At 44.3% G+C, this 573-nt stretch carries 1 protein-coding gene; it reads right to left on the reverse strand.

The window, feature by feature from the left end:
• Window positions 1–7: 7 nt before the first annotated feature.
• On the reverse strand, window positions 8–573 hold a 566-nt coding region (locus tag BK127_RS42295), incomplete at its 5' end, for a transposase (RefSeq protein WP_144026756.1).

Raw genomic sequence — 573 nt, forward strand, 5'->3', positions numbered from 1 at the left:
AAAATTTTTAAGAGGCTTCGGTGGATTCTACTTTAACAGTGAACCCCTGGGCCTCAATCTTTTTTATCCAGTATTCCACAGAAGATGTCGAAGAGGTTAGATAGTCCCAGCCTGCTTCACGGTAAGGTATTTTGTCCTTGAGCATTCGGTAGATCATTCGAAGTATGAGATGGGCTGTCGCTATTGTTGCCTTTTTCTGCCCTCGTCGTTTCTGTATTCGATAAAAGAAAGATGCGAGTCGCGTGCCCTTAGATTTACTTGCTGCCCAAGCTGCTTGGCAAAGCACTGCTTTCAGACTTTTATTCCCCTTAGCTATCTTCGAACTTTTCTTCTTTCCTGCACTCTCATTATTCCCCGGGCTTAACCCGGCCCAAGCTGCTAGTTGCGGATCGCCTCCGAAGCAAGACATATCATTCCCGATCTCTGCCAAGATGACCGCCGATGCATCTTTTTGGATTCCAGGAATCGTGTTTAATAGTTCAACTGATGCTAAATAAGGCTCGAGTAACCGATCAATTTCTGACTCTACTTTCTCCAGTTGTTTTTCAACATAGGATAAGTGATCCAAATGCA

Source organism: Paenibacillus sp. FSL H7-0331 (assembly GCF_001956045.1).